Genomic DNA, 14,147 nt, shown 5'->3' on the forward strand with positions numbered 1-14,147 from the left:
GCCTCCTCGTGGTTCGGGGCACGCCCGTGCCGGGCGGCACGGGGGTTGCCCGCGCCGCCCGTCAGCTCGTGCCGGTCAGCTGGGACGCGGTCAGGCCAGTTCTACGTCGGCGAGGTCGATGCGGTTCTGGGCGTCGATGACGACGTTCTTCACGGCCTTGGTGTAGGCGCCGGAGGTCATGTACGTGTAGACCGGGATGTACGGCAGTTCCTTGATCAGGATGTCGTCGGCCTGCTGGTAGAGCTTGATGCCCTCGGCGTCGGTCGTCGCACTGTCGGCCTTCGCCAGCAGCGCCTCGAAGTCCTCGTTGACGTAGCCGCCGTAGTTGGAGCCGTTGTCGATCGCGATCTTGGAGAAGATCGGCCGCAGGTAGTTCTCGATCGACGGGTAGTCCATCTGCCAGGCCATCCGGAAGGCGCCGGAGTACTTGTGGTCGCCCAGCGCGGTGAGGATCGCGCCGAACTTCTCGAACGGCTTGAAGGTGACCTCGACGCCGAGGTTGTTCTTCAGCTGGTTGCCGACGGCCTCGATCCACTCCTTGTGGCCGCCGTCCGCGTTGTAGCCGATCTCCAGCGTGTTGCCGGGCAGGCCGCCGGCCTGGGTGAAGAGCTCCTTGGCCTTCTTCGGATCGTACTTGGCGACGTCGCCCATGGCGCCCTTGCGGTACCCGGGAATGATCGGGCTGATGAAGTCGTCGGCCGGGACGCGGGTGCCCGAGAAGATGGTCTTCGTGATCGATTCCCGGTCGATCGCCATCGAGATCGCCTTGCGGATGTCCGGCTTCGCGAACGCCGGATTGGTCGAGATCGGGAATCCGAGGTAACCGACCCCGGATTCCGGCTTGTAGATGTAGCGGTCACCGAACTCCTGGGCGACGCTCGACATCGCCGAGACCGGGAGCTTGTTGGTGATCTGGATGTTGCCCGCGCGCAGGTCGTTGTACGAGGTCTCCAGCTTGTCGTAAATCTTGAAGGTGACGGAATCCAGCTTGGCCTTTCCGTCGGCCGCCGGGAAGTTCTCGTACCGCTTCACCTTGATCTGCTTGTTGTGCTCCCACTTGCCGTCCATCTGGAACGGGCCGTTTCCGATCGGCGCGTCCTCGAAGGCCTTCGGATCGGCGAAGAACGCCTTCGGCAGCGGGTAGAACGCGGTGTAGCCGAGCATGGTCTTGAACTGGGAGAACGGCGCCTTGAGCGTCACCGTGAAGGTCTTGTCGTCGACGACCTTGAGGCCCTTGAGCTTGTCCGTGGCGGGCTTCTTGTCCTTGCCCGGGGCCAGCTCGTCGGAGCCGAGGATCTTGTCGAAGAACGGCAGGCCCTCGTTCGCGTTGTCCTGGTTCGCCCCGAAGTTCCAGGCGTCGACGAAGTTCTGCGCGACGACCTTCTCACCGTTGTGGAAGGTGTAGCCGTCCTTGAGCTTGATCGTCCAGGTGGTCGCGTCGGAGCTCTCGATCGACTCTGCGGCCCGGAGCTTGGGCGAGTTGTCCTTGTTGTCGTAGTCGATCAGGCCGACGAAGAGCCCCGCGAGGACCTGGGCACCCTCGGACTCTGCCGTGTTCTGCGGCACCAGGCCGTGCTGGGGCTCACCCGACTCGACGCTGATCGAGCCGCCCTTCTTGCCGGACCCGCCGCTCGCCTGGTCCGAGGACTTCTTGTCGCCGCCGGTGCTGCACGCGGAGATCGCAAGCGCGGTGCAGGCCGCCAGCGCGGTCCAACGCATCGTCTTGGTGAGCCTCATTCAACTGCTCCTCGGTTTAGGGGCTTACGAACGAATGGCGCCCCGCCAGTCGGTGTGCCGGGCATGGCGAGGGTCGACATCTCAGGGCCGATCCGCACAGTTGGCGAGGTGACCACTGATACGCGCAGAGCAACTATCGATCACCCGACCCCTCCGGCGGAATCCGCGTCACATCTCTTTTCAGTTACATGCTCAGACCAAGTCGTGACAATGGTCGCCAAATTCCTGCATATCGCACCTGGAATGCCGTGTTCCGGTTTCCGAATACCGAACAATAAGCGCCGGTATCCGATGCTTTACGGAGCGTAATGATCATTTCCGGGCCGGGAATTCCGGCGTTTCCGCAGGACAACGCAAGGGCGCGCCCTCCGGATGGAGGGCGCGCCCTTGGTGCGGGGTCGGGACTACTGTGTCAACTGGATTCCGGCGCCGGCGGCGGCTCGCCCTGGCCGGCCCCTCCGTCGCCCTGACCCCCGCGCTCCGCCGCGAAGTGGCAGGCCGAGTCGTGCCGGGCGAGCCCGTCCAGCCAGGCGGGGGCGGTCAGCAGCGGGACCTCCACCGCGCACCGCTCCTGCGCCTTCCAGCAGCGGGTGCGGAACCGGCAGCCGGACGGCGGATTGGCCGGCGAGGGGACGTCCCCGGTGAGCACGATCCGGTCCCGCGACTCGCGCGCGGTCGGGTCCGGCACCGGCACCGCGGAGAGCAGCGCCTGGGTGTACGGGTGCGTCGCGTGGTCGTAGATCTCCAGGTCGGAGCCGATCTCGACCATCCTGCCCAGGTACATCACGCCGACCCGGTCGGAGATGTGCCGCACGATCGAGAGGTCGTGCGCGATGAACATGTACGAGAGGTTGAACTCGCCCTGCAACTGCTCCAGCAGGTTGATCACCTGCGCCTGGACGGAGACGTCCAGGGCGGAGACCGGCTCGTCGCAGATGATCACCTCCGGCTTGAGCGCCAGCCCCCGGGCGATGCCGATGCGCTGACGCTGCCCCCCGGAGAACTGGTGCGGGTACCGGTTGATGTACTCCGGGTTCAGCCCGACCACGTCCAGCAGGTCCTGGACCGCCCTGCGGCGGTCGCCCTTCGGCGCCACCTCGGAGTGGATCTCGTACGGCTCGCCGATGATGTCGCCGACCGTCATCCGCGGGTTGAGCGAGGTGTACGGGTCCTGGAACACCATCTGGATGTTGCGGCGCACCGCCTTCAACCCCGCGCCGGAGAGCCGGGAGATCTCCTCCCCCTTGTAGCGCACCGATCCGCCGGTGGCCGGCTCCAGGTTCATCAGCACCTTGGCCAGCGTGGACTTGCCACAGCCGGACTCCCCCACGATGCCGAGCGTCTCGCCCTGCACCAGGTCGAAGCTGACCCCGTCGACCGCCTTCACGGCGCCGACCTGCTTCTTGAAGACGACGCCCCTCGTCAGCGGGAAGTGCTTGACCAGATCCCGGACTTCGAGGATCGGCTCGCCGCGCGGCACCTCCTGCGCGAACGCCACCTCCTCCGGCACCGGCGGCCCGAGCGGGCTGGCCCCGTCAGCCATGGAGGGTCTCCTTCCAGAAGAAGCAGGCGCTGCCCCGCCCGGCCAGCTCGGTTCCGTCGTCCGCGGTGACCTCGAACAGCTTCGGCACCTCGGCCCGGCAGATGTCCTGGGCCCGCGGGCACCGCGGGTTGAACGCGCAACCCGGGGGGATCCGCAGCAGGTTGGGCGGCAGTCCCTTGATCGCGTAGAGCTCCTGGCCCTTCTGGTCCAGCCGCGGGATCGAGTCCAGGAGGCCCCGGGTGTAGGGATGGGCCGGTCGCGCGTACAGCTCGTGCACCGGGGCGGTCTCGACGATCCGGCCCGCGTACATCACGGCGATCTTGTCGGCCACGTCGGCGACCACGCCGAGGTCGTGGGTGATCAGGATCAGACCCATGTGGAACTCGGCCTGCAGCTCCGCCAGCAGGTCCATCACCTGGGCCTGGACGGTGACGTCCAGCGCGGTGGTCGGCTCGTCCGCGATGATCAGGTCCGGCTCCAGCGCCAGTGCCATGGCGATCATGATGCGCTGGCGCATGCCGCCGGAGAACTGGTGCGGATAGTCGTTGACCCGGTCCTTCGCCGCCGGGATGCGCACCCGGTCCATCAGCTCGACGGCCTTGGCCTTGGCCTCCTTGCGTGACGTGCCGTGGTGGGCCCGGAACATCTCCCCGAGCTGGAAGCCCACGGTCAGCACCGGGTTGAGCGAGGAGAGCGCGTCCTGGAAGATCATCGCGATCTTCTGGCCCCGGATCCTGCGCCGCTCCTCCTTGCCCATCGTCAGCATGTCCTGGCCCCGGAAGCGGATCTCCCCCTGGGGGATGCGGGCCGGGGGCATGTCCAGGATGCCCATGATCGCCTGCGCGGTCACCGACTTGCCCGAACCGGACTCCCCCAGCACCGCCAGGGTCTCCCCGGCCCGGACGCTGTAGTTGACCCCGTTGACCGCCTTCGCCACGCCGTCCCGGGTGACGAACTCGACGTGCAGGTCCCGGACGTCCAGCAGTGGCCCCTCGTAGGGCCCCTCCCGCTTCGGCTTGCCGGTTTCGACAGCTGTGGTCACGATGAGTCCCCTCGCTCAGCGAAGCTTCGGGTCGAGGGCGTCGCGCACCGCGTCACCCAGCATGATGAAGGCCAGCACGGTGATCGAGAGTGCCGCGGCCGGGAAGAACAGCACGTACGGGGCCGTCCGGATGACCTTCTGGGCGGAGGCGATGTCGATGCCCCAGGAGATGGTCGGATCCTGCAGGCCGATGCCGAGGAAGCTCAGCGTGGCCTCGGTCGCGATGTAGCCGCCCAGCGCGATGGTGGCGACGACGATCACCGGGGCGAGCGCGTTCGGCAGGATGTGCCGGAACATCAACCGCCCGGTGCCCGCGCCGAGCGCGCGCCCGGCCACCACGTAGTCGGACTGCTTGACGGTCAGCACGGCGCCGCGCATGACGCGCGCGATCTGCGTCCAGCCGAGCACCGCGAGGGCGATGACCACGCTCCACACCGTGCGGGCGGAGAAGGCGCCCAGCAGGACCAGCGCGCCGAGCAGCAACGGGATGCCGAAGAAGATGTCGACGACGCGGGAGATCACGGCGTCCACCGCTCCGCCGAAGTACCCGGCGACCATGCCGGTCAGCCCGCCGAGCAGGGTGACCCCCAGGGTCACGAAGATGCCGACGGTGATCGACGCCCGCGCCCCGTAGATCACCCGGGCGTAGATGGACCGGCCCTGGCCGTCGTAGCCGAACCAGCCGGCGCCGAAGAAGTCCGTCCAGTCCGGGCGCTTGAGGAAGTCGTTGACCAGGTCGGCCTTGCGCGGATTGGCGTCGGTGAACGCCCAGGGGAAGATCGCCATCACGATCAGCAGCACGATCAGCAGCGCCGAGATCAGGAAGATCGGCCGGCGCCGGAGGTCCCGCCAGGCGTCGCCCCAGAGGCTGCGGGCCTCTTCCCGCTTGGCCGGATCGCCCTCGACCAGGGTCTCCTGCTCGACCGCCATGCCCTGCTCGCCGGCGTAGTCGAGGTGGTCGACGCCCGGTGCCGGATGCGGCCTGTACTCGCTCTCGTCATGCAGATCAGGCATAGCGGATCCTCGGGTCCAGGACCGCGTAGAGCAGGTCGACGATCAGGGAGGCGACCAGGTAGACGATCACCAGGACGGTCACGATGCCGACCACGGTGGGGCCCTCCTTCTGGTTGATCGCCCGGTACAGCACGTTGCCGATGCCCTGGACGTTGAAGATGCCCTCGGTGACGATCGCACCGCCCATCAGCGCGCCGAGGTCGGTCCCGAGGAAGGTGACCACCGGGATCAGCGAATTGCGCAGCAGGTGACGGGTGATCACGGTGCGCCGGGGCAGACCCTTGGCGACCGCGGTGCGCATGTAGTCCGCCCGCAGGTTCTCCCCGATCGACGTCCGGGTGAGCCGGGCGACGTACGCGAGGGAGAGTGAACCCAGCACGATGGCGGGCAGGATCAGTTGGGAGAGGTCCGTGGAGTCCTGCACGGTCGGGGTGACCCAGCCCAGATTGGTCGCGAAGATCGTCTGGGCGATGTACGCCAGCACGAACACCGGGATCGAGATCACCACCAGGGTCAGGACCAGCACCAGGGTGTCCTGGACGCTGCCGCGCCTGAGGCCCGAGACCAGACCGAGCGTCAGCCCGACGATCAGCTCGAAGGCGAAGGCCATCAGCGCCAGCCGGATGGTGACCGGGAAGGCGTCCGCCATGATGTCGGTGACCGAGCGGCCGGTGAAGCTCGTCCCGAAGTCGCCCTGGAACAGGTTCCCCATGTAGTGCAGGTACTGCTTCCAGAGCGGCTGGTCGAGGTAGTACTTGTGCTTCAGGTTGGCCACCACCGCCGGGTCGGCGGCCTTGTCCCCGAACAGCGCCGCGACCGGGTCGCCCGGCAGCGTGTAGACCATCAGGAAGATCAGGAATGTGGAACCGAAGAACACCGGGATCATCTGCAGCACGCGCCGCAGCACATAACTGCCCATCCGAGCCTCCTTCCTAGGGTGACTGGTCGGCCCGTGACCGGGGTCCGGAGGGCCGGTTGGGGGTCGAGTGCCCGGGCCCCGCCCTCCGTGCGGGGAGGGCGGGGCCCGGCGCGAGGGGCTGGATCAGCCCTTGACCTCGACCTGGGTCCAGGCGGGGTTGCCGAAGGAGTCGAACGTGACGTTCTGGACGTTGTTGGAGTAGCCCGAGTTGGTGCGGTAGTACCAGAGCGGGATGGCCGGCATGTCGTTGGCCAGCACCGCCTCGGCCTTCTGGTAGCCGGTGACCGTGTCGCTCACGCTGGCGGCCCGGTCGGCCTGGTCGGCCAGCTGGTCGAACTGCGGGCTGCTGTAGCCGAAGTCGTTGGACGCCGCGCCGGTGCGGTAGACGTCGGCCAGGAAGTTGGCGTTCAGCGGGTAGTCCTGCACCCAGCCGGTGCGGAAGACGCCGCTGATCTGGTGGCCGGTGATCGCCGCACGGGCGGTCTTGAAGTCGGGCTTCGGGTCGCCCACGCAGTCCACGCCGGTGTTCTGCCGGATCGAGTTGCAGACCGCGTCGACCCACTCCTTGTGGCCGCCGTCCGCGTTGTAGGTGATCGTCAGCTTGTTGCCGGGGACGCCGCCGCCCTCGGTGATCAGCTGCTTGGCCTTGGTCGGGTCGAAGTTGCAGAAGTCCCCGCACTGGCCGGCCTTGTAGCCCTCGACGCCGTCCGCGACCCAGGCGGAGGCCGGCGCGCGCGAACCCTGGAGGACCGTCTTGGTGATGGTCGGGCGGTCGATCGCCATCGACAGGCCCTGCCGGACCTTCGCCTTCTCCGGGCCGGCCCATTCCGGCTGGTAGAGCGTGAAGCCGATGTTCTGGATCGCGCCCTGCGGCGAGTCGATCGCGCGGTCCCCGAGGTCGGTCTTGTACGTGGCCAGCGCGGACGGCGGCACCTGGTCCATCACGTCGAGGTTGTTGGACTGCAGGTCCGCGTAGGCGGCCTCGGCCGTGTTGTACATCTTGAAGACGATGCCGCCGTTCTTCGGCTTGTCCACGCCCTGGTAGTTCGGGTAGGCCTTGGTGACCACCTGCTGGTTGTGGTCCCAGCTGACGAACTGGTAGGCGCCGTTGCCCACCGGCTTCTGCCCGTACCCGGCCGGGTCGTTGAAGAAGGCGGTGGGCAGCGGGGAGAAGGCGATGTAGCCCAGCTTGTACTCGAAGTACGAGACCTTGTTCCGCAGCTTGATGGTGAAGTGCGTGTCGTCCGTGACGGTCAGGCCGGACATCTTGGTGGTGGTCGGCTGGCCGCTGGCCGGGTGGACGTCCTGGTAGCCCTCGATGTCGGAGAACCAGGAGCTGTTGATCTGGTTGTTGCTCGTGGTCGCGCCCCAGTTCCAGGCGTCGACGAAGTTCTGCGAGGTGACCGGGGTGCCGTCGTGGAACGTCCAGCCGCTCTTCAGGGTGACGTTGAAGGTCTGCGAGTCGCTGGTGTCGATCGAGTCCGCGACCTGCATCCGGAGCTTGGCGTTGGTGGGGTCGTAGTCGACCAGCCCCTTGAAGAGGTTCTGCAGGATGCGCCCGCCGCCGGTCTCGTTCGCGTTCGCCGGTTGGAGCGGGTTCTGCGGCTCACTGCTCTGGTAGCTGAAGGTCTTGCTGCTGTCCGACGAGCTACTGCCTCCGCCGCTGCTGCTGCACCCGCTGGCCACCAGGGCCACAGATGTCGCAGCGGCGAGGACCCATCGAGCGCGAGTGCCTGCGGGCATGGAGGTCCCTCCTCAAGGTGTGTGTCGCATCACACCCCATGAGAAGCGCGACCGCTCGGCGGCGCGAGTCGGGTACCCCCGGATGGGTGCAGCGGGCCCTGACGGAAGTTGACGGAACGCCGGAAGGGCCCGCGGCTCGAAGCCGCGGGCCCTTCCGGGGAGAACGCCTCGGGATCAGACGGCGGCGGCCGTCTCCCGGACCTCGGCGAAGTGGCAGGCCGACTCGTGGGCGGCCGCGCCGCTCAGCGTGGTGGGCACCGCCAGCAGCGGGACCTCGGTGGAGCAGCGCTCCTCCGCCTTCCAGCAGCGGGTGCGGAACCGGCAGCCGGACGGCGGGTTGGCCGGCGAGGGGATGTCACCGGTCAGGATGATCCGGTCGCGGGACTCGCGCGCGGTCGGGTCCGGCACCGGCACCGCGGAGAGCAGCGCCTGGGTGTACGGGTGCGTCGCGTTCTCGTAGATCGACTCGTCGGAGCCGATCTCGACCATCTTGCCGAGGTACATCACGCCGACGCGGTCGGAGATGTGCCGGACGATCGAGAGGTCGTGCGCGATGAACATGTACGAGAGCTCGAAGTCGCTCTGCAGCTGCTCCAGCAGGTTGATCACCTGCGCCTGGACGGAGACGTCCAGGGCGGAGACCGGCTCGTCGCAGATGATGATCTCGGGCTTGAGCGCGAGGCCGCGGGCGATGCCGATGCGCTGGCGCTGACCGCCGGAGAACTGGTGCGGGTACCGGTTGATGTACTCCGGGTTCAGGCCGACGACGTCCAGGAGGTCCTGGACGGCCTTGCGGCGGTCGCCCTTGGGAGCCACCTCGGGGTGGATCTCGAAGGGCTCGCCGATGATGTCGCCGACCGTCATCCGCGGGTTGAGCGAGGTGTACGGGTCCTGGAACACCATCTGGATGTTGCGGCGGACCGCCTTGAGGGCGGCGCCGGACAGCTTGGAGATGTCCTCGCCCTTGAACAGCACCTGGCCGGAGGTGGCCCGCTCCAGGTTCATCAGCACCTTGGCCAGCGTGGACTTGCCACAGCCGGACTCGCCGACGATGCCGAGCGTCTCGCCCTTCATCAGGTCGAAGGAGATGCCGTCGACCGCCTTGACCGCGCCGACCTGCTTCTTGAAGAGGATGCCCTGGGTCAGCGGGTAGTGCTTGACCAGGTCCTTGACCTCCAGGATGGGCTCAGCCATGGAGGGTCTCCTTCCAGAGGTGGCACGCGCTGCGGCGGCCGGTGAGCTCCGTGCCGTCCTTGTCGGTCACCTGGTGCAGCTTCGGGGTCTCCGAGCGGCACAGGTCGGTGGCGACGTCACAGCGGGGGTTGAACGCGCAGCCGGCCGGGACCTTCAGCAGGTTCGGGGGCAGGCCCTTGATCGCGTACAGCTCCTGGCCCTTCTGGTCCAGGCGCGGGATGGAGCGGAGCAGGCCCTTGGTGTACGGGTGCGCGGGATTGGCGTACAGCTCGTGCACCGGGGCGGTCTCGACGATCCGGCCCGCGTACATCACGGCGATCTTGTCCGCGACGTCGGCGACCACGCCGAGGTCGTGGGTGATCAGGATCAGACCCATGTTGTACTCGGCCTGCAGCTCCGCCAGCAGGTCCATCACCTGGGCCTGGACGGTGACGTCCAGGGCGGTGGTGGGCTCGTCGGCGATGATCAGGTCGGGCTCCATGGAGAGCGCCATGGCGATCATGATGCGCTGGCGCATACCGCCGGAGAACTGGTGCGGGTAGTCGCCCACGCGCTGCTTGGCGGCGGGGATGCGCACGCGGTCCATCAGCTCGATGGCCTTGGCCCGGGCGTCCTTCTTGGACAGGCCGCGGTGCACCCGGAACATCTCGCCGAGCTGGGCACCGACGGTCATCACCGGGTTCAGCGAGGAGAGCGCGTCCTGGAAGATCATCGCGATCTTCTGGCCGCGGATCAGCCGGCGCTGCTCCTCCTTCATGGCGAGCATGTCCTCGCCGCGGAAGAGGATCTGCCCCTGGCTGATCTTGCCGGGCGGCATGTCCAGGATGCCCATGATGGTCTGGGCGGTCACCGACTTGCCGGAGCCGGACTCGCCGAGCACCGCCAGGGTCTCACCGGCGGCGACGGAGTAGTTCACGCCGTTCACGGCCTTGGCCACGCCGTCCCGGGTGTGGAACTCCACGTGGAGGTCGCGGACCTCCAACAGCGGGGTGCCAACCTCAAGGCGGCCGCTCTTGCTGTTCTTCTCGATCACGGTGGTCATCGGGTCGTCACCTCTTCTCTCAGCGGAGCTTCGGGTCGAGGGCGTCGCGCACCGCGTCGCCGAGCATGATGAACGCGAGCACCGTGATGCTCAGCACCGCGGACGGGAAGAGCAGCACGTGCGGGGCGTTCAGGAAGCGGGGCTGGGCGTCGCTGATCATCAGGCCCCAGGAGATCTCCGGGGACTGGACGCCGATGCCCAGGTAGGACAGGGCCGCCTCGGCGCCGATGTACACGCCCAGGCTGATCGCGGAGATCACGATCACCGGTGCGATGGCGTTCGGCAGGATGTGGCGGAAGGTGATCCGGAAGCTGCCGGCGCCGAGCGCCCTGGCCGCCATCACGTAGTCGTTGTGCTTGTTGGAGATCACCGAGGCGCGCATGATGCGGAAGATCTGCGGCCAGCCGAGGACCGCCATGACCAGCGACACGGTGTAGGCGTTGCCCTTGCCGAGCATCGACATGATCAGCATGCCGCCGAGCAGCAGCGGGATCGAGAAGAAGATCTCGGTGAAGCGCGACAGGATCGAGTCGGTGATCCCGCCCTTCCAGCCGGCCAGCAGACCGAGGAGCGAGCCGACCAGGGTGACCAGCAGCGTGGTCAGCACACCGACGATGATCGAGTTGCGGGCGCCCCACACCGTACGGGTGTAGACGTCGCAGCCCTGCACGTCGAAGCCGAACCAGTGCTCGGCGCTCGGGCGCTTCAGGGAGTCGGCCAGGTCGCAGGCACCGTTCGCGGTCGGACTGCCGTCCGTGAACAGCTGCGGCACGGCCGCGATGACCAGCAGGAACAGCACCAGAACGGCACCGATGATGAAGACCGGGTTGCGGCGCAGGTCGCGCAGCGCGTCCGTCCAGAGGCTGGCCACCCGCTCCGGCTTCTGCTTCTTCTCCGGGGCGGTCTTCGGGCTGTTGTCCTCGGACGGGGCCTCGCTGCCCACGGTGATGGTGTCACTCATAGCGGATCCTCGGGTCGAGCACGGCGTAGAGCAGGTCCACGAGCAGGGTGGTGATGAGGTAGATCATCACCAGCAGGGTGACCATGCCGACGATCACCGTGCCCTGCTTCTGGTACACGGACTGGGCGAGCAGGCCGCCGATGCCGTGCATGTTGAAGATCTTCTCGGTGATGACCGCGCCGCCCATCAGGCCGCCCAGGTCGGCACCGAGGAAGGTGACGATCGGGATCAGCGCGTTGCGCAGGGCGTGACGGCCGATCACCCGACGGCGCTTCAGGCCCTTGGCGACCGCGGTGCGGACGTAGTCCGCGCGCATGGTCTCCATCAGGCTGGTGCGGGTCAGTCGGGCGACGTACGCGAGCGAGGTGGACGCCAGCACGAAGGCCGGCAGCAGGTACGCCCGCAGTCCGTCCTCCTCGTTGAAGGAGACCGGGAAGAAGTCGAAGCCGTAGTCGTTCTTGAGCTTCACGCCCAGCACCAGCTGGAGCACGAAGCCGGTGACGAAGACCGGGATCGAGATCACGAACAGCGTGCTGATGAGGACCAGCTGGTCGATGAACTTGCCCTTGCGAAGGGCCGCCAGGACACCCGCCAGCACACCCATGACCGCTTCGATGATGAAGGCGACCAGGGCGAGGTTGAGGGTGTACGGGAACGCCTCACTGATCATTTCGGTCACGGAGCGACCGGTCAGGCTCTCACCGAGGTTCCCCTGGAAGACCCCCGAGATGTAGTTCCAGTACTGGAGCAGGAAGGGGTCGTTCAGGTGGTACTTCTGGCGGATCATGTCCGCCACGATCGGGTCGGCTCGCTTTTCGCCGGCCAGTGCCTGCACCGGGTCACCGGGCAGGTAGTGAACCAGCCCGTAGATCAGCAGCGTCGCACCGAGCAGGACAGGGATCGCCTGTATCAGTCGGCGGATGACATAGCGGCCCATCAGACCTCCATACTTTCGGACAAGGAAGGGAGGCGGGAGGAACCGGACTGTAGTCCGGTCCACCCGCCCCCGTTCGTCTGACTACCGGATCAGCCGGCGAGCTCGACCTGGGCCAGGTTCATGCGACCCTGGGCGTCGGTGTCGAAGTTCTTGATCTTCTTGGTGTAAGCCGCGGAGGACATGTAGGTGTACACCGGGATGTACGGCAGGTCCTGGACGAGGATGTCGTCGGCCTGCTGGTACAGCTTGATGGCCGCGTCGTCCGTGTTCGCCTGGTCGGCCTGGTCCAGCAGGGTCTCGAACTGCTCGTTGACGTAACCGCCGTAGTTCGAGCCGTTCTCGATCGCGACCTTGGAGAAGATCGGGCGCAGGTAGTCCTCGATCGACGGGTAGTCCATCGACCAGGCCATCCGGAAGGCGCCCGAGTACTGCTTGGCCTGCAGGTCGTCCAGGATCTTGCCGAACTTCTCGAACGGCTTGAAGGTGACCTCGACGCCCAGGTTCTTCTTCAGCTGGTTGCCGACGGCCTCGATCCACTCCTTGTGGCCGCCGTCGGCGTTGTAGCCCAGCTCGATGGTGTTGCCCGGAACACCGTTGGCCTGGGTGAAGAGCTCCTTGGCCTTGACCGGGTCGTACTTGGCCGCGTCGCCCATGGCGCCCTTGCGGTAGCCCGGGATGAGCGGGTTGACGAAGTCGTCGGCCGGGACGCGGGTGCCCGAGAAGATGGTCTTGGTGATCGCCTCGCGGTCGATCGCCATCGAGATCGCCTTGCGGATCTCCGGCTTGCCGTACGCGGCCGGGTTGGTCGAGATCGGGAAGCCGATGTAACCGACGCCCGACTCCGGCTTGTAGATGTAGCGGTCGCCGAACTCGCTCTTGACGGTCGACATGGCCGAGATCGGCAGCTTGTCGGTGGCCTGGATGTTGTCGGCGCGCAGGTCGTTGTACGCGGTGTCCAGGTTGTCGTAGATCTTGAAGGTGACGCCCTGGAGCTTCGCCTTGCCGTCCGAGGCCGGGAAGTTCTCGTAGCGCTTGACCTTGATCTGCTTGTTGTGCTCCCAGCTGCCGTCCATCTCGAACGGGCCGTTGCCGATCGGCTTGTCGCCGAAGGCCTTCGGGTCGGCGAAGAACGCCTGCGGCAGCGGGTAGAACGGGTTGTACCCGAGCATCGTCTTGAACTGCGAGAACGGCGCCGACAGGGTGACGGTGAAGGTCTTGTCGTCGACGACCTTCAGGCCCTTGAGCTCCTTGGCGGTGGGCTTCTTGTCCTTGCCCGGAGCCAGCTCCTCGGAGCCGTCGATCTTCGCGTAGAAGGGGAGGCCCTCGGCGGCGTTGTCCTGGTTGGCGCCCCAGTTCCAGGCGTCGACGAAGGACTTGGCGGTGACCTTCTCGCCGTTGTGGAAGGTGTAGCCGTCCTTCAGCTTGATCGTCCAGACCTTGCTGTCGGGGGACTCGATCGACTCGGCCACGCGCAGGGTCGGGGCGTTCGTCTTGAAGTCGTAGTCGACCAGGCCGGCGAAGAGGGCGTTCTCGACCTCGGTGCCCTCGGACTCCGCGGTGTTCTGCGGAACCAGACCGTGCTGCGGCTCACCGAGCTGGACGGCGATGCTGCCGCCACCGGAAGAGGCCTTGTCACTGCTCTTCGAGCTGGTGCTGCAAGCGGTCGCCGCGAGGGCGATAGCGGTCGCCGCGACGATCCACTTGGTCTGGGTTGCACCGCGCATGGGGGATGCCTCCTGAAATCGACTTTCCAACGAGGAGAGCACTGCGGGCGGCTGACGCCGCTTCCGTTGTGCCGTCCGCGCTCGTGGTTTCGGCGCGCACCCCTGCGCGTTAACCCTTGACCCGAGCCTGACTGCACCCACTATGTGTCACGTACGGACACGAATGTGACCACTGGCGATCTCAATTAGGTCACATGAACGGTCGGTAAGTTTCGAAAATCGGACATATAAGACATACTCAGACAGGCATTAAACGGACAGTCGTCATGAATGACGGACTGTCACGTTCGC

At 66.7% G+C, this 14,147-nt stretch carries 11 protein-coding genes; all 11 read right to left on the reverse strand.

The window, feature by feature from the left end:
- Positions 1–90 precede the first annotated feature (90 nt).
- The 11 genes from AB0J08_RS15570 to AB0J08_RS15620 all read right to left on the reverse strand — a co-directional run bounded on the left by AB0J08_RS15570 (position 91) and on the right by AB0J08_RS15620 (position 13,856).
- Positions 91–1,737, reverse strand: coding sequence for an ABC transporter substrate-binding protein (locus AB0J08_RS15570; protein WP_360632991.1), 1,647 nt, complete (start codon positions 1,735–1,737; stop codon positions 91–93).
- 412 nt (positions 1,738–2,149) lie between these two features.
- The gene (locus AB0J08_RS15575; RefSeq protein ID WP_360632994.1) at positions 2,150–3,280 is read right to left on the reverse strand and encodes a dipeptide ABC transporter ATP-binding protein; all 1,131 of its coding nucleotides are present in this window, start codon (positions 3,278–3,280) and stop codon (positions 2,150–2,152) included.
- Positions 3,273–4,322 carry an ABC transporter ATP-binding protein gene (locus AB0J08_RS15580; RefSeq protein ID WP_360632997.1) on the reverse strand — a complete coding sequence of 350 codons (1,050 nt, stop codon included), beginning with the start codon at positions 4,320–4,322 and terminating at the stop codon, positions 3,273–3,275. Before AB0J08_RS15580 ends, AB0J08_RS15575 begins: the two co-directional genes overlap by 8 nt.
- Before the next feature lie 15 nt (positions 4,323–4,337).
- Complete coding sequence (locus AB0J08_RS15585) at positions 4,338–5,252, reverse strand: ABC transporter permease (protein WP_360633059.1); 915 nt, start codon at positions 5,250–5,252, stop codon at positions 4,338–4,340.
- A 76-nt stretch (positions 5,253–5,328) separates the two neighbouring features.
- Positions 5,329–6,255 carry an ABC transporter permease gene (locus AB0J08_RS15590; protein WP_360633000.1) on the reverse strand — a complete coding sequence of 309 codons (927 nt, stop codon included), beginning with the start codon at positions 6,253–6,255 and terminating at the stop codon, positions 5,329–5,331.
- 123 nt (positions 6,256–6,378) lie between these two features.
- Positions 6,379–7,998, reverse strand: a complete 1,620-nt coding sequence (locus AB0J08_RS15595; RefSeq protein ID WP_360633003.1) for an ABC transporter substrate-binding protein — start codon at positions 7,996–7,998, stop codon at positions 6,379–6,381.
- Positions 7,999–8,172: 174 nt separating this feature from the next.
- Positions 8,173–9,192, reverse strand: a complete 1,020-nt coding sequence (locus AB0J08_RS15600; protein ID WP_360633006.1) for a dipeptide ABC transporter ATP-binding protein — start codon at positions 9,190–9,192, stop codon at positions 8,173–8,175.
- Positions 9,185–10,234, reverse strand: coding sequence for an ABC transporter ATP-binding protein (locus tag AB0J08_RS15605; RefSeq protein ID WP_360633009.1), 1,050 nt, complete (start codon positions 10,232–10,234; stop codon positions 9,185–9,187). Before AB0J08_RS15605 ends, AB0J08_RS15600 begins: the two co-directional genes overlap by 8 nt.
- A gap of 19 nt (positions 10,235–10,253) precedes the next feature.
- The gene (locus AB0J08_RS15610) at positions 10,254–11,195 is read right to left on the reverse strand and encodes an ABC transporter permease (protein ID WP_360633012.1); all 942 of its coding nucleotides are present in this window, start codon (positions 11,193–11,195) and stop codon (positions 10,254–10,256) included.
- Complete coding sequence (locus AB0J08_RS15615) at positions 11,188–12,132, reverse strand: ABC transporter permease (protein ID WP_360633015.1); 945 nt, start codon at positions 12,130–12,132, stop codon at positions 11,188–11,190. Before AB0J08_RS15615 ends, AB0J08_RS15610 begins: the two co-directional genes overlap by 8 nt.
- An 89-nt stretch (positions 12,133–12,221) precedes the next feature.
- On the reverse strand, positions 12,222–13,856 hold the full coding sequence (locus AB0J08_RS15620; protein ID WP_360633018.1) for an ABC transporter substrate-binding protein: 1,635 nt from the start codon (positions 13,854–13,856) through the stop codon (positions 12,222–12,224).
- Positions 13,857–14,147 lie beyond the last annotated feature (291 nt).

The organism is Kitasatospora sp. NPDC050463 (assembly GCF_040655255.1).
Taxonomy (GTDB): Bacteria; Actinomycetota; Actinomycetes; order Streptomycetales; family Streptomycetaceae; genus Kitasatospora.